Raw genomic sequence first — 4249 nt, 5'->3', positions numbered from 1 at the left:
GACCAGCATGGTGCTGAACTGGTCGGTCTTGTGGCCGGTCACCGTGGGCAGGAAGAAATAGGCCCAGAACACCACCATCAGCAGCGGCGTGCCACGCACCACCCAGACCCAGCCGGTCACCGGCAGGCGCAGCCAGCGATTCGGGCTGAAGCGGGCCAGGCCCAGCAGGATGCCCAGCGGCAGCRCGAGCACCAGGCCCAGTGTGGCGAGGATCACGGTCAGCGCCAGGCCGCCCAGCGGCCCGTGCGGGTACTGGCCGACGAGGAAGTAGAGCCAGTAGGTGTCGACGAGTTCACTCATCGCCGTGCCCCCTGCGGCGATACGCGGTGCAGCGCCCATTGCGCCAGGCCGGTCAGCACCAGTGACACCGACAGATAGGCCACCGTGACGAGGGCAAAGGTCTCGAAGCCGCGAAAGCTCGCCGACTCGACGCGCTGGGCCTGCGTCATCAGCTCGGCCGCGCCGATGACGGTGGCGATGCTGGTGTTCTTCCAGAGGTTGAGCGTCTGTGACAGCAGCGGTGGCAGCGTGATGCGCAGGGCCTGCGGCAGCACCACCAGGCGCATGCCGGCCAGGAAGCTGAAGCCCAGGGCCATCGCCGCGTCCAGCTGCGCGCCCGGCACGGCCCGCACGCCGGAGCGGATGTCCTCGCTCATGTAGGCGGCCGTGTACAGCGTCAGCGCGGCCCAGGCGCTGAAGACCTCGATATTGCCGGCGTAGACCTTTTCCTTGATGCCGGCGGGCAGCAGCTCCGGCACGCCAAAGTACCAGAACAGCATGTGTACCAGCAGCGGCACGCAGCGCACGGCCTCGACATAGCCTTCTCCGATGACGCGCAACGCGCGCCACGGTGACAGGCGCAGCAACGCGATGAAGACAGCCAAAGGCAGCGCGGTCAGCAGCGTCAGGCCGGTCAGCAGCAGCGACAGGCGCAGGCCTTGCAGCAGCCAGGTGAGGTAGTCGCCCTGCAGCAGCGGGGCAAAGGAAAGGACGGGCATTGGGGGGCTCACCAGAAACGAGGCAGCCGCCGGCCCTCGTGAGGCGGCGGCTGCAATCAGACAGACCGACGAATCAGCTTTCGACCTTGTCGCTGTCGATCTTGAAGGTGCGCTTGGGGAACTTCAGACGTGTGTCCGGGCCATACCACTTGACGAACAGCTTGTCGGCCTCGCCACCCTTCTCCAGGCCGGTCAGCGCGGCATCGACCTCGGCCTTCAGGCGCTTCTCGCCCTTGCGAATGCCGATGGCCAGGGGCTCGACGCTGATGTTCTGTTCCAGGATGCGGTACTGCGCCGACGCCGCGCCGAGCTTGGCGTGCTGATCCAGCAGCGAGACCTCATCGTTGACAAAGGCCACACCCTTGCCCTGCTGCAGCGCCTGGAAGGCCTGCGGGCCGGTGTCGAAAGTGACGACGTCGACCTGAGGTACGGCCTTGCGAATATTGGGCTCCTGCGTGCCGCCTTTGATGGTGACGACCTTCTTGCCGGCGAGCGCGGCTACGTTCTGGATGCCGCTATCGGCTTTGACGAGCACCTTCTGGCCGGTGACGAAGGTGGTCAGCGAGAAGTCGATGACGGCCTCGCGCTCCTTGTTGTGCGTGAGGGAGGCAGCCAGCAGGTCGACATGGCCTTGCTGTAGCTCGGGGATGCGCGCAGCGACGGCGAGCTGCTTGATCTGCAGCTTCACGCCCAGCCGGGTGGCGATGGCGCGGGCCAGATCGACCTCGTAGCCAATGATTTCGCGCGTCTTGGGGTCGATGAAGCTGTTGGGCTCGTCGGTGCCGAGCACGCCGACCACGAGCTCGCCCTTCTTCTTGATGTCGTCGAGCTGGTCGGCGTGGGCGACCTGCACTRCAAAGAGGCCGGCAGCGACCAAGGCCTGGGTGATTACGCGGCGGGAGAGAGTCATCTGGATTCCTGGAGAACAAGTGGTCGCATGCTAGGAATTACATAAGCCGCCGTGAACGATGCTTTTCGCATTTGCTTGTGCGGCGGGGCGCGGTCGAAAACCGCACAAGCTCATGCGAAAAACGGGATTGCGCGCGAAGCCTCCCTTCGTATCCTGCGAGGTCTAGCCCAAATTGGCCGCGCCCGACCCGCGGCCCGACTCGTCATGAACGCTCGACTCCCGCTCGAGGCCCGGCCCGCCGTGCTGGACCTCATCGGCAACACGCCGCTGTTGCCCGTGCTGCGCCTGGACACCGGCCCCTGCCAGCTCTTCCTCAAGCTCGAATCCCAGAACCCCGGCGGCTCCATCAAGGACCGCATCGGCCTGGCCATGATCGAGACGGCCGAGCGCGAGGGCTTGCTCAAACCCGGTGGCACGGTGGTGGAAGCCACCGCCGGCAATACCGGCCTGGGCCTGGCCCTGGTGGCGCGTGCCAAGGGCTACCAGGTGGCGCTGGTGGTGCCCGACAAGATGTCCGCCGAGAAAGTGCTGCAACTCAAGGCTCTCGGTGCCCGCGTGCATCTGACACGCTCCGACGTCGGCAAGGGCCACCCGGCCTACTACCAGGACGTGGCCGCCCGCCTGGTGCGCGAAATCCCCGGTGCCTGGTATGCCGACCAGTTCAACAACCCCGCCAACCCGCTGGCCCACGAGACGACGACGGCGCCCGAGATCTGGCAGCAGATGGGCCACGACGTCGACGCCATCGTCTGTGGCGTCGGCTCCGGCGGCACCATCACCGGCCTCGGTCGTTTCTTCCAGCGAGTGCGCCCCGGCATCGAGATGGTGCTGGCCGATCCGGTCGGCTCCATCCTGAAGGACTACATCGACACCGGCAAATTCGGTGACGCCGGCTCGTGGGCGGTGGAAGGCATCGGCGAGGATTTCATCCCGCCCATCGCCGACCTCAGGCCGGTACGCACGGCCTACAGCATCAGCGACACCGACAGCTTCGCCACCGCGCGCGAGCTCTACCGCGCCGAGGGCATCCTGGCCGGCTCGTCAACCGGCACGCTGCTGGCGGCGGCGCTGCGCTACTGCCGCGAGCAGACCACGCCGAAGCGTGTCGTCACCTTCGTCTGCGACACCGGCACGCGCTATCTGTCCAAGGTCTACAACGACCATTGGATGTTCGACCAGGGCCTGCTGACGCGCCCGCGCCTGGGCGACCTGCGCGACCTGATCTCGCGCCCGGTGACCAGCGGCGGCGTCGTGTCGGTCGGCCCGGACGACACGCTGCAGACGGCCTTCTCGCGCATGCGCCAGGCCGATGTGTCGCAGCTGCCGGTGCTCGATGGCGACCGCCTCGTCGGGCTGCTGGACGAGTCCGACCTGCTGGCGCGCCTGCATGCCGACGCGGCCGCGTTTGGCGCCCTGGTGCAGAGCGCGATGAACACCGACGTCATCACGCTGGCGCCCAGCGCTTCGCTCACTGAATTGAACGAGCAGCTGCGCCGCGGCCTCGTGGCCGTCATTGCGGACGACGCCGGCTTCCACGGCCTCGTCACCCGCTTCGACCTCATCAACCATCTGCGCAAGGAGGTCGCGCGATGAGCGATCCTCTCGACTTCAACACCCGCGTCATCCACGCCGGCCAATCGCCCGACGCCGTCACCGGCGCGGTCATGCCGCCCATCTCGGTCAGCTCCACCTACCGCCAGCACGGCCCGGGCGAGCACACCGGCTATGAGTACGGCCGCACCCACAACCCGACCCGCCAGGCCTGGGAGCGCGCCGTCGCCGACCTCGAAGGCGGCGCCCAGGCCTATGCCTTCGCGTCCGGGCTGGCGGCCATGGCCACGGTGCTCGACACCCTGCCCGCCGGCGCCCATATCGTCGCCGGTGACGACCTCTACGGCGGCAGCTATCGCCTCTTCGAGCGGGTGCGCAAGCACAGCGCCGGCCTGCGCGTGACTTACGTCGACAGCCGCAACACCGAGGCCGTGCGCGCCGCGTTGCAGCCTGACACCCAGCTGATCTGGATCGAGACGCCCAGCAACCCGCTGCTGCGCCTGAGCGACCTGGCAGCCATAGCCCGCGTCGCCCGCGAGCACGGCGCGCTGGCCGTGGCGGACAACACCTTCGCCAGCCCCTGGGCCCAGCGCCCGCTGGAACTGGGCTTCGACCTCGTCGTGCACTCGGCGACCAAATACCTCAACGGCCACAGCGACGTCATCGGCGGCATTGCGGTCGTGGGTGGAGAGCCGCGCCAGGCCGAGCTGCGCGAGAAGCTCGAGTTCCTGCACAACGCCGTCGGCTCGGTGGCCGGGCCCTTCGACAGCTTCCTCGCGCTGCGTGGCCT

The 4249-nt window shown here is 67.7% G+C and carries 5 protein-coding genes; 2 read left to right on the top strand and 3 right to left on the bottom strand.

Annotation, left to right across the window (positions count from 1 at the left end):
* From ACXJKR_RS25855 to ACXJKR_RS25845, 3 genes are all read right to left on the bottom strand, one after another.
* The coding region (locus ACXJKR_RS25855; protein WP_457325242.1) for an ABC transporter permease subunit at window positions 1–300 on the bottom strand (300 nt) is incomplete at its 3' end.
* Window positions 297–998, bottom strand: a complete 702-nt coding sequence (locus tag ACXJKR_RS25850; protein WP_457325241.1) for an amino acid ABC transporter permease — start codon at window positions 996–998, stop codon at window positions 297–299. The genes ACXJKR_RS25850 and ACXJKR_RS25855, both read right to left, overlap by 4 nt.
* 73 nt (window positions 999–1071) lie before the next feature.
* Window positions 1072–1908 (bottom strand): ABC transporter substrate-binding protein, encoded by an 837-nt coding sequence (locus tag ACXJKR_RS25845; protein ID WP_457325240.1) that lies wholly within the window; start codon window positions 1906–1908, stop codon window positions 1072–1074.
* Between the two features lie 204 nt (window positions 1909–2112).
* Between ACXJKR_RS25845 and ACXJKR_RS25840 the strand changes: the two genes are divergently transcribed.
* Both ACXJKR_RS25840 and ACXJKR_RS25835 read left to right on the top strand, forming a co-directional pair.
* Window positions 2113–3501 (top strand): pyridoxal-phosphate dependent enzyme, encoded by a 1389-nt coding sequence (locus ACXJKR_RS25840; protein ID WP_457325239.1) that lies wholly within the window; start codon window positions 2113–2115, stop codon window positions 3499–3501.
* On the top strand, window positions 3498–4249 hold a 752-nt coding region (locus ACXJKR_RS25835), incomplete at its 3' end, for a trans-sulfuration enzyme family protein (protein ID WP_457325238.1). The genes ACXJKR_RS25840 and ACXJKR_RS25835, both read left to right, overlap by 4 nt.

It is taken from the genome of Roseateles sp. P5_E11 (assembly GCF_054049355.1).
The sequence above is the reverse complement of the archived record's forward strand: the minus strand, read 5'-3'. Positions and strand labels throughout refer to the sequence as shown.